Origin of the sequence: Allobosea sp. Root381, from assembly GCF_001429395.1 — a bacterium.
In the GTDB taxonomy this organism is placed as follows: Bacteria; Pseudomonadota; Alphaproteobacteria; order Rhizobiales; family Beijerinckiaceae; genus Allobosea.
Map to the genome: position 1 here is coordinate 247,983 of NZ_LMJT01000034.1, position 25,263 is coordinate 273,245.

Annotated in this window: 23 protein-coding genes and 1 pseudogene; 12 read left to right on the forward strand and 12 right to left on the reverse strand. The window is 65.8% G+C overall.

Going from position 1 to position 25,263, the window contains the following annotated elements:
- Window positions 1-13: 13 nt before the first annotated feature.
- Genes ASE63_RS21055 through ASE63_RS21065 form a run of 3 tightly spaced genes read right to left on the reverse strand, consistent with a single transcriptional unit; the run spans window position 14 to window position 3,209 of the window.
- On the reverse strand, window positions 14-847 hold the full coding sequence (locus ASE63_RS21055; protein ID WP_056806061.1) for a DUF6551 family protein: 834 nt from the start codon (window positions 845-847) through the stop codon (window positions 14-16).
- On the reverse strand, window positions 847-3,000 hold the full coding sequence (locus ASE63_RS21060) for a ParB N-terminal domain-containing protein (protein ID WP_056806064.1): 2,154 nt from the start codon (window positions 2,998-3,000) through the stop codon (window positions 847-849). Before ASE63_RS21060 ends, ASE63_RS21055 begins: the two co-directional genes overlap by 1 nt.
- A complete protein-coding gene (locus ASE63_RS21065) occupies window positions 2,997-3,209 on the reverse strand; it encodes a hypothetical protein (protein WP_056806067.1) in 213 nt (70 codons plus the stop codon). Before ASE63_RS21065 ends, ASE63_RS21060 begins: the two co-directional genes overlap by 4 nt.
- 18 nt (window positions 3,210-3,227) lie before the next feature.
- Between ASE63_RS21065 and ASE63_RS21070 the strand changes: the two genes are divergently transcribed.
- From ASE63_RS21070 to ASE63_RS21080, 3 genes are all read left to right on the forward strand, one after another.
- On the forward strand, window positions 3,228-3,497 hold the full coding sequence (locus tag ASE63_RS21070) for a hypothetical protein (RefSeq protein ID WP_056806083.1): 270 nt from the start codon (window positions 3,228-3,230) through the stop codon (window positions 3,495-3,497).
- A complete protein-coding gene (locus ASE63_RS21075; protein WP_156410514.1) occupies window positions 3,494-3,991 on the forward strand; it encodes a hypothetical protein in 498 nt (165 codons plus the stop codon). Before ASE63_RS21070 ends, ASE63_RS21075 begins: the two co-directional genes overlap by 4 nt.
- 198 nt (window positions 3,992-4,189) lie before the next feature.
- Complete coding sequence (locus ASE63_RS21080) at window positions 4,190-4,435, forward strand: hypothetical protein (RefSeq protein WP_156410515.1); 246 nt, start codon at window positions 4,190-4,192, stop codon at window positions 4,433-4,435.
- 238 nt (window positions 4,436-4,673) lie between these two features.
- On the opposite strand, the gene ASE63_RS21085 is transcribed toward ASE63_RS21080, so the two are convergent.
- Window positions 4,674-4,967, reverse strand: a complete 294-nt coding sequence (locus ASE63_RS21085) for a DUF982 domain-containing protein (protein ID WP_056806208.1) — start codon at window positions 4,965-4,967, stop codon at window positions 4,674-4,676.
- Between the two features lie 235 nt (window positions 4,968-5,202).
- On the opposite strand from ASE63_RS21085, the gene ASE63_RS21090 reads away from it, so the two are divergent.
- Together ASE63_RS21090 and nhaA are read left to right on the forward strand one after the other, a co-directional pair.
- A complete protein-coding gene (locus ASE63_RS21090) occupies window positions 5,203-5,442 on the forward strand; it encodes a hypothetical protein (protein ID WP_056806090.1) in 240 nt (79 codons plus the stop codon).
- Window positions 5,443-5,980: 538 nt separating this feature from the next.
- The gene (nhaA, locus tag ASE63_RS21095) at window positions 5,981-7,171 is read left to right on the forward strand and encodes a Na+/H+ antiporter NhaA (RefSeq protein WP_156410516.1); all 1,191 of its coding nucleotides are present in this window, start codon (window positions 5,981-5,983) and stop codon (window positions 7,169-7,171) included.
- A gap of 198 nt (window positions 7,172-7,369) precedes the next feature.
- Here the strand turns inward: nhaA and ASE63_RS21100 are convergent, their stop codons facing one another.
- On the reverse strand, window positions 7,370-7,627 hold the full coding sequence (locus ASE63_RS21100; protein ID WP_056806093.1) for a hypothetical protein: 258 nt from the start codon (window positions 7,625-7,627) through the stop codon (window positions 7,370-7,372).
- A 121-nt stretch (window positions 7,628-7,748) separates the two neighbouring features.
- Here ASE63_RS21100 and ASE63_RS28760 point away from each other — a divergent pair.
- A pseudogene (locus tag ASE63_RS28760) lies at window positions 7,749-8,237 on the forward strand (ATP-dependent DNA ligase); the annotation flags it as partial.
- The gene (locus ASE63_RS28765) at window positions 8,230-8,952 is read left to right on the forward strand and encodes a hypothetical protein (RefSeq protein ID WP_056806097.1); all 723 of its coding nucleotides are present in this window, start codon (window positions 8,230-8,232) and stop codon (window positions 8,950-8,952) included. The pseudogene ASE63_RS28760 and the gene ASE63_RS28765, both read left to right, overlap by 8 nt.
- A 299-nt stretch (window positions 8,953-9,251) precedes the next feature.
- Here ASE63_RS28765 and ASE63_RS21110 read toward each other — a convergent pair whose 3' ends face one another.
- The gene (locus ASE63_RS21110) at window positions 9,252-9,479 is read right to left on the reverse strand and encodes a hypothetical protein (protein ID WP_156410518.1); all 228 of its coding nucleotides are present in this window, start codon (window positions 9,477-9,479) and stop codon (window positions 9,252-9,254) included.
- Between the two features lie 72 nt (window positions 9,480-9,551).
- Here ASE63_RS21110 and ASE63_RS21115 point away from each other — a divergent pair, with 72 nt between their 5' ends.
- Entirely contained in the window at window positions 9,552-9,953 is a 402-nt protein-coding gene (locus ASE63_RS21115; protein WP_056806102.1) for a hypothetical protein, read from the forward strand.
- Window positions 9,954-10,152: 199 nt separating this feature from the next.
- Here ASE63_RS21115 and ASE63_RS27540 read toward each other — a convergent pair whose 3' ends face one another.
- The 3 genes from ASE63_RS27540 to ASE63_RS21125 form a co-directional block, all read right to left on the reverse strand.
- Entirely contained in the window at window positions 10,153-10,758 is a 606-nt protein-coding gene (locus ASE63_RS27540) for a hypothetical protein (RefSeq protein WP_156410519.1), read from the reverse strand.
- A gap of 508 nt (window positions 10,759-11,266) precedes the next feature.
- Window positions 11,267-11,995, reverse strand: a complete 729-nt coding sequence (locus ASE63_RS21120) for a hypothetical protein (RefSeq protein WP_056806105.1) — start codon at window positions 11,993-11,995, stop codon at window positions 11,267-11,269.
- 36 nt (window positions 11,996-12,031) lie between these two features.
- Window positions 12,032-12,352, reverse strand: coding sequence for an RNA polymerase sigma factor (locus ASE63_RS21125; RefSeq protein WP_082610160.1), 321 nt, complete (start codon window positions 12,350-12,352; stop codon window positions 12,032-12,034).
- A gap of 2 nt (window positions 12,353-12,354) precedes the next feature.
- Here ASE63_RS21125 and ASE63_RS21130 point away from each other — a divergent pair, with 2 nt between their 5' ends.
- Window positions 12,355-12,873, forward strand: coding sequence for a S8 family serine peptidase (locus ASE63_RS21130; protein ID WP_056806110.1), 519 nt, complete (start codon window positions 12,355-12,357; stop codon window positions 12,871-12,873).
- 6 nt (window positions 12,874-12,879) lie between these two features.
- On the opposite strand, the gene ASE63_RS21135 is transcribed toward ASE63_RS21130, so the two are convergent.
- Window positions 12,880-13,167 carry a hypothetical protein gene (locus ASE63_RS21135; protein ID WP_156410520.1) on the reverse strand — a complete coding sequence of 96 codons (288 nt, stop codon included), beginning with the start codon at window positions 13,165-13,167 and terminating at the stop codon, window positions 12,880-12,882.
- A 45-nt stretch (window positions 13,168-13,212) separates the two neighbouring features.
- Window positions 13,213-14,670 carry an HTTM domain-containing protein gene (locus ASE63_RS21140; protein WP_056806116.1) on the reverse strand — a complete coding sequence of 486 codons (1,458 nt, stop codon included), beginning with the start codon at window positions 14,668-14,670 and terminating at the stop codon, window positions 13,213-13,215.
- Between the two features lie 133 nt (window positions 14,671-14,803).
- Here ASE63_RS21140 and ASE63_RS21145 point away from each other — a divergent pair, with 133 nt between their 5' ends.
- A complete protein-coding gene (locus ASE63_RS21145; protein WP_056806118.1) occupies window positions 14,804-15,166 on the forward strand; it encodes a DCC1-like thiol-disulfide oxidoreductase family protein in 363 nt (120 codons plus the stop codon).
- A 97-nt stretch (window positions 15,167-15,263) separates the two neighbouring features.
- Here the strand turns inward: ASE63_RS21145 and ASE63_RS21150 are convergent, their stop codons facing one another.
- Entirely contained in the window at window positions 15,264-19,259 is a 3,996-nt protein-coding gene (locus ASE63_RS21150) for a Pls/PosA family non-ribosomal peptide synthetase (protein ID WP_056806121.1), read from the reverse strand.
- Window positions 19,260-19,352: 93 nt separating this feature from the next.
- Here ASE63_RS21150 and ASE63_RS27545 point away from each other — a divergent pair, with 93 nt between their 5' ends.
- On the forward strand, window positions 19,353-19,517 hold the full coding sequence (locus ASE63_RS27545; protein ID WP_156410521.1) for a hypothetical protein: 165 nt from the start codon (window positions 19,353-19,355) through the stop codon (window positions 19,515-19,517).
- A gap of 514 nt (window positions 19,518-20,031) precedes the next feature.
- A complete protein-coding gene (locus ASE63_RS21155) occupies window positions 20,032-25,257 on the forward strand; it encodes an autotransporter domain-containing protein (RefSeq protein ID WP_162261814.1) in 5,226 nt (1,741 codons plus the stop codon).
- The last annotated feature ends 6 nt before the right edge of the window (window positions 25,258-25,263 follow it).

The following is a 25,263-nucleotide window of genomic DNA, read 5'->3' on the forward strand; positions in this document are numbered from 1 at the left end:
ACGACGGCTCATGTCAGGCCGCCTGCGCAGGCAGGGCGCGGCGGAGGAAGGCCTCGAGCTCGGTGGCGAGCTTGCGCCAGCGCACCTCGCCCTTCGGCACGATGGCGCCCATCATCCGCTGGAAGGCGGCCGTCAGGTCGAAGCCGTCCAGGGCGTCAAGCAAGCTGGGGTGGTCGCGCAGCGCCGGCAGGGTGTCGAAGGTAGCGCAGTAGGCCTGCAGGACATGGGCCCGCACCATGCCGATATTGCCCTCGCCGGCCTGGACGATGGCCTCGCAGGAGCGCAGCAGAGTCTGGTCGCCGTAGCTGTCCCGCAGCTTATAGAGGGTCGCCGCGGCGAAGGTGTCGCCGCGCTTCAGCTCGGACTGCGCGCGCGGGCTGACGATCTGCACGCCGGCGGCATCGCAGATCTTCTGCAGCTCGACCGCCTTGATATCGCCGCTGACGACGCGGGACTTGTGCAGCACGGCGCCGACCACGTTGAGCTGGCGCGTGTTGATCTCGACGAAGGCCTCGGCCTGCTCGGCCGTGTCCACCGTCACGATCATGCAGGGGACGGATTTCACGCCGCGCAGCTTCGCGGCGTGAGCGCGGTGCTGGCCGTCGATGACGGCGAAGAGGCCGCCCTCGATCGGGGCAACGATGATCGGCGCGAAGCGGGACCAGCGGAAGCGCTCGGCGATGCGGCGCACCTGCTGCTTGCCGCGCTGGCCGATCGGCCGCTGATAGCGATCGTCGATGCGCAGGCGGCCGACCTCGATCCAGTCGACCTGCGGAGCGGGGCCGGGCTGCGTCGAGAAGGTGACGCCGGCGTAATCGGCGATATCGATCTCGCGATACTGCTCCATCACGCGGCCTCCTCAATATTGGAATCGGGATCGCCTGGCTGCAGCGCGAGCTCGATGAGCTGCATCTTCGTCGAGCCGAAGGGGACGGTGACGCCGCGCTCCTTGAGGAGCTCGCGCAGCTCGGGCGCCTTCATCGCGAGCAGCTTGGTCCGCTCCTGGCCGAGCCAGATCTGCAGGGCAGCGTCAGCCGCGGACGCAGGAGATTCGGGCTCCGATGGCTCGGCGGGCCCGCTGACGACCTGATCGCCGGTTTCGTCCTCGGGCGCCGGCGCGGCCGGCAGCACGGCGTCGAAGACCTCGCCGCGCAGCAAGGGCGGCAGCCAGGCGCGGGCGATCGCCAGCCGCGCCGCCGCGGCGCCGAGATCCGCCTTCTTCAGCTTGGCGTATTTCGCGGGCTCGTCGCCGCAGGCGGCGATCGCCGCGATCGCTTCCTGCTTCGGCGCGGCCGAGAAATATTCCGCGGGGTCGAAGACCTGAACGAGGGCGGCGCGGTGCGCGTCCACCGGCAGGGCGCAGCGGAGCGCCGACACAGCCTGCGGCTTCAGCTTGTTGTAGCTGTATTCGCTCAATGCCGCGCTGGTGAAGTCGAGCGTGCGAGCGATGACGCGGGCGGCGTGCTTCTGCAGGCTCTCCTCGTCCCAGGTGAGGACCAGGCTGAAGACCTCGGCGAAATCCTCCTTCGTGCTGCTGCTGCGCCTCGGCCAGGGGAGAGCCGGGCCTGCATCGCGACCCTTGTCCTCGAGTCGCAGTGGCGAGCCCCAGGTGAACGCGGTCGCGACGAATGCCGCCAGCGCGATCCTGGGTTCATGACCGAGGACATGAGCCGCCGCCTTTGTCGCGGTCAGGGCGAGATCGTCCATGAGGGCGGCCGAGAGTCGCGTCGGTTCCGCAGCCTCCTCGCCGGCGGATGACTTCGGCGCGGGCGCAGCCATGGCGCTCGGCTTCGGCTCGGGCCGCGGCTTGGAGCGGGAGAATCCGCGGGCGACGGTCAACGCGCCGTCGCGGTCGAAGCCCACCACCGCGATCGCCTTCGCGCGCGTCGTCTCTGGGAGGGACAGCCACGACTGGCTCTCAATCAGGTCCTCAAGTTCCTTCTCGAGGCGATTCTCTTCGTCCATGAGCGCATCGCGATCATGCTCAATCTCGCTCTGACGCTGCTCGTCCTCGACCTCGAGCAGAGCATCGTCGAGCTTGTCGCGATGCTCGTTCAAGGCGAGCAAGCGCTGCTCAATCTCGATGGCCCGGGCTGGCTTGACCTCGTCAGGCAGCGCCGGTTTGGAGATGCGGCTCCACTGATAAGACTGGCTGGCCTCCGCGCCGAAGAGGACTTCGCCCCAGCCCTCGTGCTCTTTCACGCGAGCGGCCTCGGACGACAGCTTCTCATGGGCGAGGCGCTCCAGCAGGTCGCCATCGGTCAGGTCGGGTTCGGCGGCGAAGAGGTCAGCGATGAACCCGCCGCCGGCGAGGCGATAGGTTTCCAGGCCGACGAAGCGAACCTTTGCGGTGTCCGCGGAAACGGTCGCCGTGGTGAAGCTGCGGCGGACCGTGTCCGCACCCAGCCGCCAGTTGTCGCCTGTCTGGATCGCTCTCTCCAGATAAGCGGCCTGCTCCGCCGGCGACACCAGCGTGAACGCGCGAGCGGCCTCGCCGTTGATCCGGCCCTGCAGCCATGCCGCGCGGACGTCCTCGTGCAAACGGCCGAGCGCCAGGCGCTGCTCGACGGCGCGCAGTGGGATGCCGAAGTGATCGGCGATGGACTGCCTGTCCTTGCCCTTCTCGATCAGGTCCGCGAAGGCCTCGAACTCGCGGACAGGGTGCAGCGGCTTGCGCAGGACGTTGGCCGCGAGCGAGATCTCGAAGGCATCGGCCTCGGCCTCGGCCGGGCGCAGTACGACATGGACCCATTCGATGACGCGCCGTTCGGACTCCGCCGCATCATCTGCCGCGTCGATGATCTGCATCGCCTTGAGGCGGCGGTTACCGTCGACGATCTCGACCTTTCCGTCGCTGCAGTGACGGCCGACGAGCGGCTGCAGCAGGCCATGGGCGCGGATCGAGGCGATGAGCTCGCCGACGTCCTCGTCCTGCGGGCGGACATTGACGCTCTGGCCGGCGACGAGCTCGGCGAGGCGGTAGGCCACGACTTCGGTCATGAATGGTCTCCGATGACGGTGAGAACGGCGGCGGCTGGAAGGCAGAAGACGGTGACCTCGATCGAGGCGCGGTCCGGCCAGAGCAGATCGGTGTTGTCCGGCGTGGCGATGCAGGCCTGGCGCAGGACCTGCTGGACGCGCCGGGCGAGCGCGATGTCGGTGATGGCCTCGGGCACGTCGATCGCGACGACGACGGTGCGCGGCTTCATCGGGCGGCGCCGGAGATCATGCTGGCGGCGCGCTCCGGCGCAGCGCGTGTCTGGGCGCGGGCGGCGTGGATCTGCGAAGCCCAGCGTTCGAAGCGGATGAACGAAGACCGTGTCCGCAGCAGCATGCGCGACCTGACGCTTGCGCGCGTCGAGGCAGAACAGGCCGTCGGCGGCGTGCGCCAGGCGGCGGCCGATCAGATCGAAGAAACACGCTCGCTGCGGGTATTGCTGAAGGACGTGATCGCCCGCGTCGGCTCAAACACCGCCGCAAGGAACGCTGGTCGATGACGATGCCTACTAACACGCTGCGTCGAACCACGCTCATTGCTTTGCTGGTGTCAGTGTTGGGGAGCTACCCCGGCGCCATCTGGCTCTTGGGCCCGATCAAGGCGATCGAGATCGGCAACGTCATGGTCCTGGCGCTCGCCGCCGGAATCGTCGTCGCCTATGCCCCAGTCGCGCGCGACGCGCTGCGCTATGGGCTGATCGACGGCGCCAACATCCTGTCGATCGGGATCTTCGCCAGCTGGCTCGGCGTGGTCGTCGCTCGGGGCGGGTCGATCCTCTGGCGACTTTCCGGCCAGCCGCTCGAATGGCTCAACTCCGGCTGGTGGGGCTTCCATATCGCCCTGTCCTGCATCGGGGCGCTGTGCCACCTCGTAGCGCCGGAGGCTGTCGCTGGCCGGGTGCCGACGCGCCACTGGATCAAGATCGGGCTGCTCGTCGCGCTCGGCGTTCTCTTCGCGGGGGTAGTAGCGGTCTTCATCGACCCGCCCGCATGAAATCGCTTCGGCGATAGCCTGGCCGGCTCAACCGGCTGTCACCGGTGGGAGGAGCTTGAGGCTGCCTGACCCTTCTAGATCACATGTTCGGGTCGGCCATCCTTCGGGGTGGCCGGCCTTTTTTTGTTTCAGCGGCCTCTTGCAGGGTGCGCTTGTTCTTCTAAAATTTTGCCGTTCGTGTTGCCCATGGAGGGGGAAATGCCCTTTTCATCAATGAGTGACCCGTCCGACCTGGCGCGGGCCTACGCCGTGATGGACGCCGCATGGAAGGAGGTCGAAGACAGCGTGCCTGAAGCCAAACGCGAGGCTGAGCGGTTGAGGCTGGCCTACTTGATCGCCAGCTGCGCGCCGTCAGCTCTCGACGAGGACGATCTCAAGCGGAACGTCCTGCTTCTTTACAGAGCGCGCGCTTCCCAGACGATGGGCGTTCAGGTTGTTCGATAATCTGGGAACCATAGACAGCGAGTGAGGTTTACAGACCGCGCCGGCTCGCTGGCGCCGTGTGATGTGCTGCTTCCCCCAACAGCCGGGCACTCACACGCTCTACCGCCGATCAGGATGCGGGCCGCGGATGTAACGGTGGCGTCGGATCGTGCGGTAGCCAGTTCAGTAGCGGCCGTTCGCCTCGCGCGACGACGGTCAGAGGCCCGGTTCCCCGAAAGGAGGCCGGGCCATTTTTTGTTCACGCCGCGCCAGGTGAACCAACTCGCCAACTGCGGATGAACGGTGAGAGATCGGGGGCCAGGATATTTTCCCGCTCGGCCCAAGAGGCGAAAAGCCCCCTGGCGGTCTCTGCTTCGACTTCGTCTCGCAGGGCGGCGAGGCAGGCTTTCATCGCGAAGCCGTGCGCGGGGTCTCGCTTGCTGGTCGGCCAGTCCGCCAGAAACATGTAAGCTTCCATGACCGACGAGACGGCGGTCGGATGCCCCAAGCCTGTCAGGATGATGACAGGGCGTTCGAACAGATCATTTTTCATCGGATTGCTCCTCCCAATCATGGGTGAGAGCGCCAAGTGCTGCCATTGCCACATCCTCCTAAAAGCAACATGGGTCCGGGCTCGCGGGCGAGTAGCCACTAGCGAGATCAAAATTTTGGTTTCGCCGATTTCAAATTTCAAGGCCCTTCACAGCTCCGCTTGGTAGGCCAGCGGAGCGGCTTTCCCGCGGAACCAACCATAGCGGGGATAGTTGAGCGACAGTCAGGGAGCTGTCATGCCTATCTTCAAACTCACCACTGACGTCGAGGGCGATGTGTGCGAAACTGTCGCAGAATTCCCAGACGCAAAAGCTGCGAAAGATGATCTTCAGCTCGGAATGATCGACGCCATCGTGGGAAAGCTGCCTAACGGCCCGCGCGTTCATCTGTTCGCGAAGGTCGAAGATGATAGTGGCACGGAGTTATATCGCGCCTCGCTGATTTTTACCGCTGACAACGCCCCTGCACGCAACTGAGGTTCCAGCATCCAGAATGGTACGGGATTAATGGGCCAATATCTGTTACTGATGGTGGTCCTCAGCACTTACGGCTCATCGGTAGTGACGCCGATTGGGCCTCATGCAGATAAAACTGCGTGCCAAACTGCTGGTTTAGAAGCCTCGATCATTCAGCGCGAGGGGCCAAAGCCCGCGGTTTCTTTCGTATGTGTCCCGGCAGCAGATACTACTTCCAAATAGTACTTCTCTGATGCATGTCTGGCCTCTTCGGCGCTTCGGCCCTAACCCGCTGTCCGTTTTAAAACGCGATCCACATGGGACCCCAATGCCCATGACGAACTGGCCCGCCAATGCGGCCGGGCCTTTGTCGTTTCAGCGCCTGACGGCGACCAGCGCCGCATAGCGATCTACCCCGGCTGTCCGGCTTTCGCTTCCGCCCGGCCAAGGGGTTGCCCGGAGGGTATGTGGATGTCATACAGCCGGCAGGGTGTTCCGCTCGATTGTGGGTGGGCAGGTTAAGCGCAGGTCGGGCCGCCAGCGCGGAGAATCTGCGCCTGTGAACCGGCCCTTTTCGACACTTCGCGAATTTCTGCGCCATGAGACTGCCGGCGGGTTGGTGCTGATGGGCGTTGCGCTCACCGCCATTATCATCGCGAACTCGCCGCTATCACCCGCCTACTTCGCCGCCCTCGAAACCTATATCGGCCCGCTCAGCCTGCGGCATTGGATAAACGATGCGCTGATGGCGATTTTCTTCCTGCTCGTCGGGCTGGAAATCAAGCGCGAAGTGCTGGACGGCCAACTCTCTACATGGAGCCGCAGGGCGCTGCCTGGGATAGCGGCTCTGGGTGGGATGGTCGTGCCCGGGCTGATCTTTGTCGGCTTCAACGTGTCCGATCCCATGGCTCTAAGAGGCTGGGCAATTCCGGCTGCAACTGACATAGCCTTTGCCCTGGGCGTTCTTTCGCTTCTCGGATCGCGAGTTCCGGTTTCCCTCAAGGTCTTCCTGGCCGCTCTCGCAATCATCGATGACCTGGGTGCGGTGGTGGTCATCGCCCTATTTTATACAGAGCAGCTCAACATCTTCCCGCTCCTCGGAGCGCTGATGGTGTTTAGTGTCCTTCGAGCGCTCAACGCATTCGGCCATAACCGCCTCGGGCTCTATCTGGCATTCGGAGTGCTATTGTGGGTGTTCGTGCTGATGTCCGGCATTCACGCAACAATAGCTGGCGTGCTTCTGGCCCTAACGATTCCGATCCGTACGACGCCTGGGAAGCCCGAGGCCAGCCCCGAAGTCTCCCCCCTGCACCGGCTCGAGCATGCGCTACACAGGCCTGTCGCTTTCCTAATTGTTCCGATCTTTGGCTTCGCCAACGCCGGCGTTTCGTTCGCGAACGTCAGCTCCGCTGTCGTTGGTGACACCCTGGCGGTCGGTGTTGCTGCGGGGCTCGTGTTCGGCAAGCTGATCGGCGTATTCGGCACCGTCGTCCTGATGGTCCGGGCCGGATGGGCTGACCTACCGGTCGATGCGACATGGCAGCAGACGCTTGGCGTGGCGCTGCTCTGCGGCATTGGTTTTACCATGAGCCTTTTTATTGGGCTTTTGGCTTTCCACGACCCTGCAATGCAGGAACGTGTCAAATACGGCATCCTCGCGGGCTCGCTGATTGCCGGTGTGGCCGGATTCACGGTGTTGCGCTTCTCAAAACCACTCCCGTTAACAATGCAGAATAGGTGGTCAGCATGATCTTCTTGGGTCTGGGACTATGGATCGCGGGATTGGCGCTACTCTGGAGATTTCGTCCTGACGAAGAAGGCCGGACTCATCCAGCTTTGAATGGCGAGGTGACATTTGCTCTCTTCCCGCCGCTATTGCTGGCTCTGTTTGCCTTCGGAGCCGCAGTACTTTTATCGGCTGTTTTGGGCTGAATCGCTCATGCCTGATTCAATGCCTCACTGCGATGAGAGCGGCATAGCGATCGATCTCCACCCGGAGCTTCGCCACAGCCGCGTCGCCCCTGATCTGCTTGATGCCCCGCAGTTCGTCCTTCACGCCGTCCAGCGCCTGGTTGCGCTTCGTGAGCGGCATTTCGGCGAGGAACTTGACCTCGCACTCTTCCTTCCATTCCTCGGACCACGTGCTGACCTCTCGACCGGCGAGGAAGGAATAGGCGCGGGGCGGGTTCTCGGGCGGGTATGGCATGGGCGTTTCTCCTGAAGGAGAGGCATAGCCCTACGGAACGATTCGCAGGAGCGTCGGTTTCGACTCATTGTGAGTTCGGAGTTGCGTCATGTGTGCCCAGCGGATGCTTCGGCCCGGCCCAATGGTCGAGATCATCAAGGGGCCTGCTCCGAGCCGTCGCGAAGCTCGACAGCGGGCTTTGTTCTTCGATCCCATGCCAGAGCGGGTCGAGCCCTGCCTCGCGCTGCTGAGCAGTAAGGCGCCGACTGGCCCGGAATGGGCCTATGAGGTGAAATGGGACGGCTATCGCCTGGCGGTCCATATCGGGCCGGGCGCCAAGGTCCGGATCATCACGCGCGGCGGCCATGACTGGACCAGCCGCTTTCCGACGATCGCGCATGACGCACGCGAGCTCGGTGTCGACACCGCCATCCTCGACGGCGAGGCGGTGGTTCTCGACGAGCGTGGCGCTTCCGACTTCGACGCACTGCAGAAGGCGCTTGGCGGGCGCGGCGGCAAGCGTTCGGCGGCCGGCGCCATCCTCTATGCTTTTGACCTGCTCTACCTGAACGGCCAGGATCTCCGCTCGCTCCCGCTCGGCCAGCGCCGCGAGCTCCTGGGCGATGCGCTCGCCCGCGCCCGACACAGCTCGCTCCCTGCTCTACCTGAACGGCCAGGATCTCCGCTCGCTCCCGCTCGGCCAGCGCCGCGAGCTCCTGGGCGATGCGCTCGCCCGCGCCCGACACAGCTCGCTCCGCTTCAGCGAGGAGGTCGACGCGGATAGCGACGCCTTCCTCGATCTCGCCTGCAAGCTCGGCCTGGAAGGCATCATCGCGAAGGACCGGGACGCGCCTTATCGCCCGGGCCGCGGCGGCGACTGGCGCAAGATCAAATGCGTGCAGAGCGAGACCTTCGTCATCGTCGGCTATGAGCCGTCGACCGCGGACGCGCCTTATCGCCCGGGCCGCGGCGGCGACTGGCGCAAGATCAAATGCGTGCAGAGCGAGACCTTCGTCATCGTCGGCTATGAGCCGTCGACCGTTGCGCTCGGCGGCATAGGCCGGCTGCTCCTGGCCGCGCGCAAGGGGGAAGGCTTAGCCTACGTCGGTGGCGTCGGCACGGGTTTCACCGCGAAAGTCGGAACTGCCTTACGCAAGCAACTCGCCGCGCTCAAAATCGACAAGCCGGCCGTCACGATGAAGCGCAAGGGCGTCATCTGGGTCTCGCCCGAGCTACCGGCCGAGATCGCGTTCCGCGGCTGGACCGACGACGGAAAGCTGCGGCACGCATCGTTCAAGGGCCTCCGCGAGGACGCGGACGAGGCCGCAGTGTTCGAGATCGGATAGGGCCATCAGCGCGACCAGCCGTAGCGGGCGCGTCTCCGTCGCCGACTCGTAGAGTTCGTGGGTATCGCCCCGGCTCATCAGATTTTTGGAGCCGCAGCGCGAGCAGACATAGCACAAGCATATGTCGGGGATCGGCGTCTCGGGCGGCAGCGAACTGACGTCGATGCCGTTCCGGTAGTGGCCGCAGTCGTTGCAGAATATCTCGACGCATTTCAGGCCTAGCGCGAGATCGCTGCCGACCGTCGCCGGCTCGATCTCGCTGCCGTCGGGGCTATAGGCGCGGCGCGGGTTCCGGCCGCTCAAAATGGAATCTCCGGCAGGTCGCCCGGCGCCGGGAGCCGCACCGTGCGGACCAGCACGCCATCCTCATAGATCGAGAAAATCTCGCCGGCCTGCATCGGTAGCTGAAGCAGGCGCCGGTCGGCATTGCCGCGGACATGATGCCGCGAAATCAGCCTTGCGCGCTCTCCCGGTCGCTGCACGTGCACCTCGTAACGAAAGCCTGACGGGTCCAGTTTCCTGCTCATGACGCGACCTCGAGCGGTTGACGGGTAGGGCTGTATGTTCTCTTTGTGTTCTCATAATAGAGAGCATGAGGCATGTCGAATCCAGCCCCTCCGCCGGACGATCAGACGTCGTTGCGGGCCTATCCCTATGTGGTGGTGCGGTTCCGCTGCATGGTCTGCCGCAGGCAGGCCGATGTCCGGCTCGCCGTCCTGGCGGCGAAGTTCGGCCCCAACATCACGCTCGGCCGGCTCGTCGGCATGTTCATCGACGGTTGCTGGTGGTCACCGCGCAATCTGGCGCGCAAGCCGCAGAAATACGGGATGAAGTGTGGCGGGCATTGCCCGGATCTCTACAAAGCCGGGCCGCCGGATCTGCCGCCGAGCATGGCCGGCCTGACCTTGATCGAGGGCGGCGGCGACGACATGCTGCCGGCCGAGCCAGCGCCGATCGAGCGGCGCCGCAGGGTGGGCGGAGACTGGGAAGAAGGAGGCTGAGATTCGTCCAACATAACGTGCAACACTTTGTGCAACCAAAGTGATGAAAAGCCCGTAAAAATAGGCTCTAGAGACCCGGTGCTAATCCCTCCCTGTCCGCCATCTCGGACAACACCACTCCCGCGCCGAGAGGCATGAAGGCAGCGCGGCGCCAAGATTTTAGCACCAGCCTCCAGGATCGTTCGCAGGTGAGCCCTTGTTACTCTGCCTCTCTTTTCGGGATATTTCTGTCGAATTCGTACCCCAGCGCTCGGATAATTGCCTCACCTTCGGCCCTAAGTTCAACGATGTTTATGCTCTCGCCAAAAAGATAGACCCTATTTTCATCGTAACAGATCACCCTGATCAATCTACTTTCTGAGCCCGGCCCAATATTTATAGCGGACCTATGGCTTAGAGCCAGATCTTGAAACCTGGGGTCATTCGGCTGCTGTTCTAATAACTTGAGATATCGTTCGTCGAAATGGGCGATAGCATTTCGAAATCCACGGTTTCGTAAGTGATTGATTTCGACCTGCGGGCACCTGCGGCGAAATTCAGCAACCCTCGCCAAGCGAAGCTTTTTAAAGTGAGTTCCCTCCGAAGCTGGGCGCGCTCCGTCATCGAATAGGCAGGAATAGGCAAGAGCCTGATAATGACAAAGCGCCTCGACAGCTTCGGGCAGAGTGGGATTGGAAATAAGCAAGTAAGGTGGTCCGACTTGATCGCTAATCGGAGGGCGCAGGTCGAGAATTTTTCCAATCAAGTAATCCATTGCCTGGATCGCTTTGATCCCGACTTCGATAATGGCGGTTTGGTCAACCATTTTTCTGCCCCCCAACCGAAGTGACGATGCCTCCGAGCCTCAAATACCCGCGCCCGAATCACTAAAATAAGCTCGGAACCACTGCTCTCCGATGCGGCGGGTCACCCCCGTGCGGCGAGCATGCGACAGCCGAACCTAATTTGTTCTAATTGGCGGAGAGTATGAGGCCTCTTACGCTATCGCCTCCAGCAGTGGGCCTTCCGGGATCGCTACCGCCCTACCCTCTTCGCGGCCGTGTGGTAGCTGAACCCGATTTGTTCTGTTCGGGGGGGCGGTATGAGTCCCTCTCCCGCTACCAATTCATTTCACTCATAAATCAATATCTTACACGCGAAACCGGGTTAAATCAGGCCCGGAATTCGTGTTGCGTTGGCTTGCAGCACGCGCCTTTTGATTCAATGCATTACGCCATGGCCCCGGCAGTTCCATGCCATCACCGCAACATTCGCCAGCGTTGCCAAGCCGAACATCCCGTTTCCGGCTGAGTGCCGGTGCCGCTTTTGGCCCATCACGGCGATAGCCGCAAAGCCGCTCTCTCCTCTTCGCGTGACATGGGCGCACCAGCCTTGTTGGCAGCGAGATACGCGTCCAGCGCTTCATGCGACGAGGCCGAGCGATAGTCCTGGCCGGTTTCGATGGCGATCGCCATCTGGAAGACGACGTGCCAGCCCTCGCCCTCACGGCATAGCACAGCGAGCCGGTTGCGCTCAGCCGCGCGATGGCCGAACTCGCGGCAGAGCCGGCCTTGCCCGTCACGAAAACTCGCGACAGCCGTCACCTTATCGGGCCCGATGTCTCGGCTTTCACCGGAGGGAAGATCGGCGAGCGCGCTACGCCAGCGCGCATCCGCAACCACATCGGCCAGGGCCGGCTGTGGCCGTCCGCGTTCGGCGAGCCCGAAGCCGAGCACGCCCCCGGCAGCGAGCGCCAGGCAGGCCGCCATCGCCGTCGGCAGCCATGCTCCGGGCCGACGCGACGGCCGGGGTGAGAACCGCACGACAGGCTCTCTCGCTTTGGCCGCGGCGCGGACATTGGCGAGCAATCGCTCGCCAACCGGCGGCGCCGACGCGCCCGGGGAGGCCTGCAAGGCCGCGCGCGTCTTCTCGAAGAGCGCGACGCGTGCGGCAGCCCGCGTGTTGTCCTCGAGCATCCGGCGCACGCCAGCCGCCTCATCCGGCGAGAGCTCGCCATCGACATAGGCCATGAGAATCGCGTCGTCGGGATCCGGCTCAGCCACGAATCGCCCTCCTTGCGAGGATGTACGGACCGGCGCTCATTCTATTCCCAGCCTTTCCGCAAGGGCGAGACGGGCGCGGGCGAGACGGCTCATCACCGTGCCTTTCGGAACATCGAGCACCTCGGCAGCTTCGGCATAGGAGAGTTCCTCAACACAGACGAGATGGAGGATCGTGCGATGATCCTCCGAGAGCGTCTTCATGGCTTCCTCGACCGACCGCAGTGTCAGCACGGCCTCGGCCGCGGCCGCACCGTCTATCGCGGTATTGCGGTCAATTTCCTCGGGGTCGAGCGCAACGCCCATGGTCCGGCGCCGCCGCAACTGGTCGAGCCAGGCATTGCGCAGGATGCGAAACAGCCATGTTGCAGGCGCTCGATCTGGTCGTGGAACGCGGCGTGCGCGTCGTCAATCTCAGCATGGCCGGGCCGGCCAACCTCGCACTGGAGCGGCTGATCGCGCGGCTCGTCGCCGAGCGGGGGCTCGTGCTCGTCGCGGCCGCGGGCAATGACGGTCATCAGGCTCCCCCGCTCTACCCGGCCGCCTATGCCGGCGTCCTGGCGGTGACCGCCGTCGACCGGCGCGGCGAGGTCTATCGTCGTGCCGGCCGCGGTGCCCATATCGACTTCGCCGCGCCCGGCGTTTCGGTTGCGGCCGCCGCGGGACGCGGCATGCAAGGGCGTACCGGAACGTCCTTCGCCGCGCCCTTCGTCGCGGCTGCGGCGGCGCTGGCGGCGGCGCGCGATCCAGCCCTGCAAGGCGAAGCGCTCGTGGCCGCGCTGGCGGCCACGGCGCGCGATCTCGGCGCGCCGGGGCGGGATGACGTGTTCGGCCACGGCGTTCCACAGCTGGACAAGCTGTGCTCGGCCGCTGGCGGTTAGGGCAATTCAATCGTCGTCATCGTCGCGCTGGCGCCGGCCGCGCCGCAAACGGCTGCGGCGGTTGTCGTCATCATCGTCGTCGTCGCGCCAGCGGCGATCATTCGCCCGGTTGCTATAGTCGCGATAGTTCTGCGCGATGCGGTAGCCGTCCCGGTCGATGGGGAGCGCCTGTTCCGCGAACGGCCCGTGCAGCGGATCCGCTTTCACGCTGCCCGCGGAGGCAGGCATGCTGACGCCGAGCAGCAATACGCCGGCGAGAAGGGTGGTGGCTCGAAGCGTGGTGGCTCCTGGCATGTCGTGTCCTTTCGCAAGACAGCCTCGCTGGGCTGCTGAAAGGGACTACGGACCGGCGGCGGACTTATTCCCGGGATTGTCGATTTTGTTCGCAGTCGCACGCATCGCCTCGAGCGCGCGGTTGTCCGCCGCGCCCCACGCGGACCGCTCCAGCGGCAGCACCCAATCGTCGGGCGCGAACTGGTTGAGCTGAACGGCCGCGAGATCGACGGCGGGATCGATGAACTCCTGGGCCGGCCGGCCATTCAACGACTTTCGGACGTGAGCATGGACCGATAAGGAGCCATGACCGGCCTCCCGCCAGCGCCGAGCCAGATGATTGGCGAACTGGTGGATCATGTCCGCACGCGTCAGCATCGTCGCCGCCTGGCGCGGCGTGAGGTAGTCGTCCGGATCGATGCGCCATTCGCGGCCATCAGGATGGCTGACGATACGGAAATACCCCTCCGCCTCGCGATCGAAGATGCGCATGCGCCAGGAGAAGCGGTGTCCGTCGCCGGCCCAGCGCACGTCGGAATCGAAGGCGAGGCTGCGCAAGGGCAGGCCGATCTGCAGCGCTGCCCAGACTGCGATCGCAGCCAGCGCGAGCGGCGAGAGAAGCGCCCCGCGCGGGGTTGCGGCGACCGCAACGGCAGGAGCCTGCAGCCTCAGAAGGCGAAGGAGGCGCCCGGGCCAATCCGGCGCAAACATGATCAGCGTCGCCGCCATGGTCAGCCACGGAAAGATGCCGATATTGAAGAACTGCGCATTGAGCAGATGGAACACGCAGTAGATCAGGAAGACCGGCAGGCGTGTCGGGCGCCAGAGCAGCAGCGGCGCACCGAGAATATGGAGCGCGATGGTGCCCCGACTCGCAGCGATCAGCACCCAATCGTACTGGAGCAGCCAGCCGAGCGGGAAATCCCCGGCCTGCGGACGCAGCCACAGGCCGAGCGGCTCGCCCTTCAACCAGTCGGGCGTCAGCTTCACCAGTCCGGCGAAGATCAGCACGATCTCGAGCTGCAGCCGGAGCACGAAGACCGCGGCATAGGGAACCGCACCGCTGGCCCCGCCCCTGCGCCAGGAATCAAGCGACCAGCAGTTTGCGGCCGGTAGCGCGCAGAGCAGGAAAGCGAAGAGGATGACGAGATAGAAGTGGTTGAGGTACTCGGCCTTGTCGAGCAGGAAGAAGTAGCCGAACAGCACGGTCAGCAGCAGGATGGCGGGGCGATAGAACAGCCCCAGCATCACGAACAGCGCGCTCGCACCGAGGAGGAGCCAGGCAGCTTGCAACCACGGCTCCGGCAGCGGCGAAACCCAGCCGAAGCCGGCATAGGTGAAATGGAACTCGGGCGCGACCCAGTAGCGCCAGAGGCGATCATACCGGACGAAACGCCAGCAATCCCAGACGATGAGAGCCCCAAAGAGGATTCGGAAGACGGCGAGCGATTGGCCGCTCACGGGCGTTGCAAGCCGGGCACGGCTTTGCCGCAGCGCCGCGGCCGTGTTGGAAAAATCGATCATTCCGGCTCCTGTCATCCCTTCTGGGGAATTACGCGCCGCGTCGAACGTTATTCCGGGTTGAAGCGTTTCCGCGTTCCTCCAACGCGCGGAAACGCTTCAACGATTCATTTTGACGCAGGCCGGAACGAGAGCGATGGAAATCTTCTATGACGGGCAATGCCCGTTCTGCCGCGGCTATCTCGGGCTTGTTGACCTTCGCCGCGAAGTCGGCCCGGTGGATCTGGTCGATGCGCGATCCGGTGATCCTCGGCTCGCAGAGGTCCGCGATGCGGGGCTATCGCTGGAAGAAGGCATGGTGGTTCGCCATGGCGGCCGCTTCTGGCACGGGGCCGATGCGATCTGGCTTCTCTCCACGCTGACCGAAGCGCGAGGGCTGCATCGACGCATTCTGCGCTGGCTGCTGCGCGACCGGCTCCGGGCCGGCCGGCTTTACCCCTGGTTCGTCTCGGGCCGACGCGCGACACTGCGCCTGCTCGGCCGAAAGCCCCTTGAATAGAGCCTTCCGGAGCCGCTGATGCGTCAGGCGCCTCCGTCATCGCGTTGAGCGGCGGACCGCTGAAGTCCGGCAGAGCCGCCTCGCCGGACATGGCAGGTCAGGCCGGGGCGGCCGGCGCGCCGGCCCATTCGGTCCGTGCCGGAATCGCCTCGCCCTTCATCACGATGGTCAGAAGACCGAGCCGGGCATGGTCGCCGAGGCGGGTGTCGTAGAGCACGGTGGTCAGCCCGCCCAGGACGCAGCCCTTTCCGATCTCGATGCGGCCGACCTTCATCACCCGGTCCTCGAAGAGATGGGTCTGGAGGTTGGCCGTCGCGTTGATCGCGGCATAATCGCCGATGCTGACGCAGTCGAACTCGGTGATGTCGGTCGAGTCGAGATAGACGCCCTGGCCGAGCTTGACGCCGAAGAGGCGCAGCGCCCAAGGCAGGATCGGCGTGCCGCGCAGTGCATTCAGCAGGATCGCGCCGGCAGTGCCCCAGTAGAGCGTCGTCATCGCCTCGGTGCGCAGCGCCCACCAGGACCAGAGGCCGCGATTGCCGGGCCGGTAGACGCCCATCAGCAGCCATTTCATCAGCAGCACCACCGTCGCCAGGGCAACCGAGGTGCCGACCGCGCAGGCGATGAAGACCGGCGCGAACTCGCCCCAGCTCTGCGCGCTTTCCAGCGCCGGGAAGAGGAACAGCTCGGCGGTGATGGTGCCAAGGGTGATGAACATCATCGTCGGCATCGAGGCGCTGAACAGCTCGAAGACGGCGCGCAGGACGCGGCGCCAGAGCGGCGGCCGGAAAGTCTTGGCGATGTCGGCATCGTCGAAACGCTGGCGCGAGGGCAGCAGGATCGGCGGGCTGCCGAAACGGGTCTCGCCGGGCTGCATCGCGACGTCGGCGGGCGGCTTGGACTTGATACCAAGCAGCGAGCCCGTCGGCAGGAAGGCGCCGGGCGGCACCACCGCGTCATTGCCGACGAAGACCTGGTCGCCGGTGCGAACCGGCTTCGCGGTCATCCAGCCGCGGCGGACATCCTCGTCGCCGAGCACAGCCTCATCGGCGACGAAGCAGCGATCGCCGATCTCGATCATGTCGTAGCGGCCGCCGAAATTGGTGGCGATCTCGGTGTCCTTGCCGATCTTCGCGCCCATCAGGCGGTACCAGAGCCGCATGTAGACGGTGGAGAACAGCGAGGACAGGCTCTGGAGCATCACCTCGGAAGCGAGGCCCACGGTCCATTTGCGCAAGCCGTAGCCGGAGGCGATCGCATGCGTTCCCGCGACCGAGCGCGGCAGGACGAGCCAGCGCAAAGCGGTGACGAGCAGCACGGTGCCGAGCATCAGCACCATTGCCGTCGGCCAGGCGATAACCGGCAGCAGCCAGCGGTAATCGATGCCGGTCAGCTCCTGCAGGGGGCCGTCGAAGCGGTCGAGGATGAAGAAGGCCGGGAAGATCGGCAGCAGCGCCAGCGCCGGCATCACCAGCAGCATGAGCGCGAAGAAGGCGGTCTGCAGCGCCCGGACCGGCAACGAAGGCTGCGGCGCGGCCTTGGGCCAGACGGCCGGATCGACCGTGCCGACATGGCGGCCGGGCGACCCGTCCCAGTGCTCGAAGGCGGCGACGCGGCTGCCGGCTGCGAGCGCGGTCAGGTCGGCAAGCTCGGCGCCTTCGCCGATCGCCGTGTCGTGCCCGATGGCGCAGGAGGTGCCGATATAGGCGTCCTTGCCGATCGTGATCTTGCCGATCACCAGCTCGTTGCCGATCACCTCGGCATTGGCGAGGCTGAGCTTGCCGCCGAGCGTGACGTCGTCGCCGATCTCGATGAGGTCGACGGCGCCGGCCTCGAAGCCGCTGACGAAGACGCCCTTGCCGACCTTGGCGCCGAGGAGGCGCATGGCGAAGCTCGCCAGCGGCGTGCCCTGCATCAGGCCGAGATGGACCATCGAGGTGAACTGGCGGGCGAGCCACCAGCGGAAGAAATAGACGCCCCAGAGCGGGTAGCGGCCGGGCGTCGTGCGCCAGAGCACCAGGCGCTTGCCGACGATGCCGGCGAGCATCACCGACAGTGTGACGAGCGCGTAGATGCCCATCATCATCAGGATCTCGCGCGTCTCGATCCTGCCGTCGACCGTGATCAGCTCGTAGATGACGTAGATCGTCAGCCACGGGCCGGTCAGCGCCAGCAGCAGAACCGGCATGCAGGCGAGCTGTGCCAGCCCGCAGAGCAGACGGCGGAGCGGCGGCGGCGGCGTGAAGGAGAGATCGCGCGCCTCACGGCCCACGCTCGCCCGTCCGCGCTCGTCGAGCTTGGCCGCGATCGCGCGCAGATTCCGCAGGCTGTAGACGTCTTCGAGCGTGATGCTCGGCAGGTCGGGATTGCCGCGCACGGCTGCGAGGAAGGTCGCGGCGAGCAGCGAATGGCCGCCGAGATCGGCGAAGAAGTCGGCTTCGAAGCCGATCGACTGGCCCGGAAACAGCGGCTTGGCGGCGGCGAGCAGCGCGGCCTCGGTCGCGCTTTGCGGCTCCTCCTGCTCCTCGGTCGAAGCGGCGATGGTCAGCGGCGCGGCCTTGAGCGTCTTGCGGTCGGCCTTGCCCGAGGTCAGGCGCGGCAGGCTCGCCATCTCCTCGAAATGCGACGGCACCATATAGGGCGGTAGGGTTTCCTTCAGTGCGGCACGCACCGCCGCACGGTCGAACGCGGTCGCGGCATCGGGCACCACGAAAGCGACGAGCCGGTCGATGCCGTCGTCGCGGCGCAGCACCACCGTCGCCTGCGAAATGCCGGGCAGGTCGCAGAGCCTGGCCTCGATCTCGCCGAGTTCGAGCCGGAAGCCGCGCAGCTTGACCTGGTCGTCGATGCGGCCGTGGAAGAGGATCTTGCCCGTGTCGGAGATGCTGACCGCATCGCCCGAGCGGTAGAGCACCGGGTCGTTGCCGTCGCCGCGGAAGGGGTTGGGGATGAACTTCTCGGCGGTGAGCTCGGGGCGGCCGAGATAGCCCGCCGCGACTCCGGGGCCGCCGATCAGCAATTCGCCCTCGGTGCCGGTGCCGACGATCCGCATCTCCTCGTCGACGACGTAGCAGGTGTAGTTCGGGATCGGCAGTCCGATGGTCACGGCCTCGTCGGGCGTGACCTCGTCGACGGTCGCGACGACGGTGGCTTCGGTCGGGCCGTAGGAGTTGAAGACCTTGCGGCCCGGGCGGCACCAGCGCTGGCGGACGGCGGGCGGGCAGGCCTCGCCGCCGAGGATGATGATGCGCAGGCTCGGGATGTCCTGCGGCATCATGGCGAGCAGCGTCGGCACCGTGTCGAGCACGGTGATGCCGGCCTCCGCCATCAAAGCGGGCAGGCGCTCGACTTCGCCCAGAACCTGCGCCGAGGCGACCCAGAGCGTGGCGCCCACGAGATAGGGGACGAAGATCTCCTCGAGCGAGAGATCGAAGGCAACGGAGGCGCCCTGGAAGGAGACGTCGCTCGCCTCCATGCCGTAAACGAGGTTCGACGAGCGCAGATAGTGGCAGATGTTGCTGTGCGCGATGACGATGCCCTTGGGCTTGCCCGTCGAGCCCGAGGTGTAGATCGCATAGGCCGGGCTCGCCGGCGTCACCCCGTCTGCGCGCGGATCGACCGGCGAGGCACCGGCGCCTGCGGCGATGAGCTCGCGGCAGCTTGCGGCGGGCGCGGGCAGCTCCCGGTCGAGCTTCGCGCGCGTGGCGTCGTCGATGATCAGGAGCTTGGCCTCGCAATCGGCGAGGCATTCGCCGATGCGCTCGGGCGGGGCGTCGGCGTCGAAGGGGATATAGGCGGCGCCGGCCTTGAGGATGCCGAGCAGCGCGACATGCAGGTCGAGCGAACGGGACATCCACAGGCCGACGAAGGCGCCGGCCGCGACGCCGCGCGCCCGCAGCGCGCGCGCAACCTTGTCGGCCCGGGCGTCGAGCTCTGCATAGGTGACGCGCTCGGTGCCGAAGATGATGGCTGTGTGCTCGGGCGTCCGCTTCGCAGAGGCCTCGAAGACCTCGCCGAGCAGTTCGTCGCGTAGCAGCGACGGCTCCACGGCCCCCACGAGCTTTCCGGCACCGCGCCCGACGATGGCGTGCATGATCCGCTTCCCCCAGCCAGATACCGCAAGGCTGAGCTGCCTATGCGAGACCGGGGCTTGCTAGCGGGGAGAAATGTAGATTGCGTTAGGACGATGCGAAGTGTTGGCGGCGCCGGCTTCCCGATCGCCAACACCGATTTCAGCCGCCGCTATATCGCGGAGATCACGGAAGGCCTTGTTCCTGAGCTGCAACGCCGCGGCCTCGCCCGCACGCGCGGCAAGGGAGCGACCTTTCGCGAACGACTGCTGAGCCACTAGCCCCGGCAAAGGCGCTGCGGCGCATGCGTACCGGCTCAGTCCGGACTTTTGGATCCATCATCACGGAAGCCTCTGCCGTGACAGGCGAGTTCCACCTCAATCTCTTCGTTCACGCGCGCGACCGCCCCAAAGCCCCTCCCTCAACACGATCGACATGCCTTCACCAAGCTCAGGCCCATCTGCGGCGTGTCGCTGCCGGAACCTTCGACGCGCTCCGGAAGACGATCGGGAACGTCCGCTCTTTCATAACGCCAGGAAATGTCGAAATTTCTTTAGCAACTCCGGAAATTCGCAAGATTGATTTTTTGATATTCTAGAGCAATCTTCAGTTTACTCCTCTCACTCTATAGCCTGCTCTACGTTTGATTGCGCGAACGCATACATAAAGCGAATAAATAAATCCTTGCGGCACCGATCCGATTTCTTTAGTTTTCCTTGGGCATGCGGCAAGGCCGGGGCCTGCAGTCGCCGATGATTCGATGGTCCGGGGCTGCGGCATAAGATGATACGTTCGATGAGCCGTGACGTCGCCGCCAACACGCTTTCGGGGTGGCGGGGCGCGTTGTTGAACACAACGATGGTGAGCGGTATCGCGCTCGCCGTGGCTGCCACGCCTGTGATGGCGCCCGCCACCGCGCACGCGGCGGACTGGCTCGGTTTCACTGGGGACTTCAACCTCGGTTCGAATTGGGCTGGCGGATCGGTGCCGGCGACGGCGACCTTCGTCAACGACCCCGCAGCAATGCGGAATGTAACGATCACGGCGAGCCACGGCCTCTCGCTGCTCGAATACGTCAGCAACGCGCCCGCCTACACGCTGTCGACGAGCCCCGGCATCGGCATGTCCATCGCCGACATCACCAACAGCTCGCTCGTCGAACAAACCCTTTCTGCCGGTGCCAACGGCGGTTTTGTCATTAGTGGCCAGGTTACGGGCGCGATGGCCCTCATTGGGGGCGCGGGTTCCGGCGCCATCCAATTCAACGCCGGAGCCTCGGCCGCCGGCTCGCGCTTCATCGGCCAGGGCGGATTTCTGAACCTGAGCGACTTCACCGGCCAGACGCTGTCCCTCGGCTCGATCGAAGGCAGCGGCTTCATACGATCGGACGGACCGGCAACGCTGTCGGTCGGTGGGCTGAATTCGAGCACCACCTATTCCGGCACCATTCAGAACGCGATCGGCATCACCAAGGTCGGCACCGGTACGCTGACCCTGACCGGCGCGAACAGCTATTCAGGTCAGACCACGATAGACAACGGAACGCTGAGGCTCGGTGACGGGACGACGGACGGCTCCATCGTCGGTTTGGTCGAGATGTCGTCGAACGGGACGCTTCAATTCAACAACGCCGCAACGCAGACCGCCGATAACTCGGTCAACGGCTTGGGGACGATCGTGAAGACCGGTCCTGCCCGGCTGATACTGACGGGCGGGACATCCACAGGGACCGTGACCCGGATCGACGCCGGCATCCTTCAATATTCCAGCAGCAGCTCATTCAGCTCCAGCATCACGGTCAATGCGGGCGGAACGTTCGAATACAGTTCCAGCTCCGGGTCGCTTCGCACCTACTCCGGCGTCATCCAGGGGGCCGGGAGCTTCATCAAATCCGGAACCGACAGGCTGACCTTGTCGGCCGCCAACAGCTACACCGGCCAAACGACGATTCAGCAGGGCACGCTTCGGGCCGGAGCCGCGAATGTCATCGCGGCCTCGTCAGGGCTCAGCCTCGACAGCAGCGGCGCCGCGGTTTTCGATCTCAACGGCCACGAACAGTCGATCGGCTCTCTCTCCGGAGGCGGCAGCATCGCGATGGGCACCGCCCTGTTGACCGTCAATCAGGCGGTGGACGCCACCTATTCCGGCACGATCTCCGGCACGGGCAGTCTGACCAAGGCCGGCATCGGCGTGTTGACGCTGACGGGCCGGCGCAGTGATAGCGGTCTTCTCGTCGTCTCGCAGGGCACGCTGAGGCTCGGCGACGATGACCGGCTGGTTTCGACGGCCACCGCCGGCATCCTCGGCGGCGCCACCCTCGATCTCGACGGCCACCAGCAAAGCTTCGCCGGGTTAACCGGCAGCGGCACCGTTCTGCTCGGCAGCGGCGGGAGGCTCTCCGTAGGCGAGGAGAATGTCGGCTCCTCCTTTTCCGGAACGGTGACCGGGAACGGCTCGCTGACCAAGGTCGGCGCGGGCATCTTGACCCTTTCCGGCAGCAATACCCATACGGGCGGCACCATGATCGAGGGTGGGCAGATTCGCCTGGCCGCGGCGGATCGGCTTGACGCAAGCGGCGAGGTCGCCATCGGCACCGGCGCCATATTCGATCTCGGCGGCTTCGACCAGTCAGTCGGCCGGCTCGTCGGTATCGGGGCGGGCGCAGGCTCGGTGACCCTGGGCAGCGGCACGCTTACGCTCGGCAACGGCAATGCGAGTGCCGCCTTCGGCGGCGCCATCTCCGGCACCGGCGAGCTGATCAAGACCGGCTCCGGCACGATGACGCTGAGCGGCACCAGCAGCTATGACGGCGCGACGCAGGTGGCGGGCGGCACCCTGCTGGTCGACGGCGCGCTCACCGCGACGTCTGGGGTGACGGTCGCGAGCGGCGCAACGCTCGGCGGTTCGGGCTTGATCGGCGGTGCCGTCACGATCCAGTCCGGCGGCACGCTGTCCGCCGGCAACAGCCCCGGCACGTTGACGGTCTCGTCGCTGACGCTGAACAGCGGCTCGAACACGATTTTCGAACTCAACAGCCCCGGCGTGGTCGGCGGCCCGACCAACGACCTCGTGATCGTCGACGGCATCGGCGCCGCAGGCAACCTCGTGCTCGGAGGCACGCTCAGCGCCACCGTCGCTTCGGCAGGGTATTACCGCCTCTTCGATGTCACCGGCGGTGGCGCGATCAGCGGCGACTTCGACACGGTCACGATCTCGGCGCCTTCGGTCGCGGGAGCCGCGGCGATGGTCTACATCGCGCCCTCCGGCGCGCCTGACCAGGTCAATCTCGCCGTGACGGGGGCGGCGCAGACGCTGCAGTTCTGGGATGGCGCGGATACCGGCGGCAACGGCTCCGCCGATGGCGGCAGCGGTACCTGGAACGCGACCAACACCAATTGGGCAGCGACCCCCGGAACCTCCGATCCGAACGCGCCCTGGCTCGGTTCGGTCGGCGTGTTCCAGGGCAGCGCAGGCACCGTGGCCGTATCCGGCTCGCAGAGCTTCGACACGCTCCAGTTCAACACCGACGGCTATCTGCTGACCGGAGATGCGCTGGCCCTCGGCGTCGCCGCCGGCGGCACGATCAACACCGCGGCCGGCGTCACCACCACCATCGGCTCCGCTCTGGTCGATGGCGGCGGCACCAGCCTGACCAAGGTCGGCGCCGGCACGCTGATCCTCTCGGGCCTCAACACCTATTCCGGAGGCACGACCCTCAGCGGCGGAACGCTGCAGGTCTCGTCCGATACCAATCTCGGCGCCCTCAGCGGCGGCCTGGTCTTCAACGGCGGCACGCTGGCGACCACGACGAGCTTCGCCACGGCGCGCACGGTAACGCTCGCCGGCGCCGGCGGCTTCGACGTGGCGGCCGGCACGCAGTTCGAACTGGTCGGGCCGGTCTCAGGCGCCGGCAGCCTGACAAAGCTCGGCGCCGGCGCGCTGACGCTGACCGGTTTCAACAGCTATGCCGGCGGCACGACGATTGCGGCCGGCACGCTGATCGGCTCCGCCACGAGCTTCGGCTCGGGCGCGATCGTGACCAATGGCGTGCTCGTGCTCGACCAACCGGCCGATACCAGCTTCGCCAATGCGCTCTCCGGCTCGGGCGCTTTCACGAAGCAAGGCGCCGGTGCGCTGACGCTTGCCACCGGCAATACCTACAGCGGCGGCACGACGATCACGGCGGGCACGCTGCTGGGTTCGGCGACAAGCTTCGGCTCCGGCCCGATCCTGAACAATGCCGCGCTGGTGATCGATCAGCCGACCGATGCCGACTTCTCCAACGCGATCAATGGCTCGGGCAGTTTCACGAAGCGCGGCGCCGGCAGCCTGAACCTCTCCGGCGCCGGCAAGCTGACCGGCGCGACCACGGTCGAGGCTGGCAAGCTCTCGGTCAACGGCTCGCTCGCGAACTCTGCCGTCACCGTGCTGGGCGGCGCGACGCTCGCGGGCGCAGGCACGGTCGGTACCACCACGATCCAATCCGGCGCCACGATCGCGCCCGGCAACTCGATCGGCACGCTGACCGTCAACGGCAATCTCGTGCTCGCTCCCGGCTCGACCTATGCGGCCGAGATCACCGGCAGTGGTGGCGCAGACCTGATAGCGGTGTCCGGCTCCGCAACGGTGATGGGCAGCAAGGTCACCATCGCCGCACTCGATCCTGAGGTGAGCTACCAGCCCGGGCAGCGCTACACGCTTTTGACCGCAGGTGGCGGCGTCATCGGCAGCTTCGCCTCGATGACGACCACCTCGGCCTTCCTCGATCTTTCGCTCGATCCGTCGACGAGCCGGATCGGGCTCACCATCGCGGTCAAGGACAGCGGCGGCGGTGGAGGAGGCGGTGGCACGCCGCCGGTCGTCTTCGGCGGGGTGGCGCAGACACGCAACCAGTTCGCCACCGCAGGCGCGCTCGACACGCTGCCGCAGATCGGCGGGACGCTGGCATTCTACAACAGCCTCTTGAYGCTCGAYGCCGCCTCGGCGCGGKCCGCCTTCGACRCGCTCTCCGGCGAGGTCCACGCCTCGGCGAAGACGGCCCTGGTCGAGGAGAGCGGCGCTGTCCGTTCAGCCGCGGTCGACCGGTTGCGCTCGGCCTTCGGTGCGGTCGGCGCCGCGCCGATGSCGACGCTGAGCTACGGTTTTGCCGCCGACAGCGCGCACGCTACCACCGGCCCGATGCCGGCGCTGCGGCAGGACCGCTTCGCCGTCTGGGGCCAGGGCTATGGCTCCTGGGGTCGCAGCGATGCGACTGCCAATGCCGGCAAGTTGACGCGCTCGACCGGCGGCTTCCTGCTCGGCGCCGATGTCGCCGCTTTCGACACCCTGCGCTTCGGCCTGCTCGCCGGCTACAGCCGCTCGGAGTTCAAGGTGAATCGCCGGCTGTCCTCGGGCGAGAGCGACAATTACCATCTCGGCCTCTATGGCGGCGGGCAGTGGGGCGCGCTCGGTTTGCGGCTCGGCGCGAGCTACACTTGGCACGATGTCGAGACACGCCGCACCGTCAGCTTCGCCGGCTTCGGCGACCGCCTGACCAGCGACTACAACGCCGCTACTGCCCAGGTCTTCGGCGAGCTCGGCTACCGGATCGACCTCGCCCGGCTGGCGCTCGAGCCCTTCGCCGGCCTCGCCTATGTCAACCTCCGCACGGATGGCTTCCGCGAGATCGGCGGGGCGGCGGCACTCTCGGCCCGCGGCCAGAACACCGGCGTCGGCCACGCGACACTGGGCGTGCGCGCCGCGACCTCGTTCGCACTCTCCGGCATGGACCTGACGCTGCGCGGTGCGCTGGCCTGGCGCCATGCCTTCGGCGACGTCGACCCACAGGCGACGCTCGCCTTCGCCGGCAGCGCCCCGTTCAGCACCGCCGGCGTCCCGATCGCGAAGAATGCGGCGCTCCTCGAAGCCGGGCTCGACCTCGCCATCAGCCGGAGCGCGACGCTCGGCGTCTCCTACACCGGCCAGCTCGCAACCGACGCCCAGGACCATGCCTTCAAGGCCAACCTTGCCGTCAGGTTCTGAGGCGAG